Consider the following 370-nt stretch of genomic DNA (forward strand, 5'->3'; position numbering starts at 1 on the left):
AGACCAGGGCGTGCTGATGGCGCTGGTGCAGGCGCCGGTGGGCGCAACCCAGGAGCGCACGCTGGAATCGATCGCCGCGCTCGAAAAGCACTTCATGGAAAACGAGAAGGGTGCCGTCGAGTCGGTGTTCTCGGTGCAGGGCTTCAGCTTCGCCGGCATGGGCCAGAACGCGGGCATGGCCTTCGTCAAGCTGAAGGACTGGAAGGATCGTGACGCCGACAACGGTGTGATGCCGATCACCGGACGCGCGATGGCCGCGCTGGGGCAGATCAAGGATGCCTTCATCTTTGCCTTCCCGCCGCCGGCCATTCCGGAACTGGGCACGGCCTCCGGCTACACCTTCTTCCTGAAGGACAACAGCGCCCGGCGC

Annotated in this window: 1 protein-coding gene; it reads left to right on the forward strand. The window is 65.1% G+C overall.

The annotated features are described in order from the left end of the window. Positions 1-370 (forward strand): efflux RND transporter permease subunit (locus tag AC1DE1_RS20915; RefSeq protein WP_477179357.1); only part of this gene is annotated, 370 nt, incomplete at both ends.

This window comes from Dyella sp. 05T440 (genome assembly GCF_056395965.1).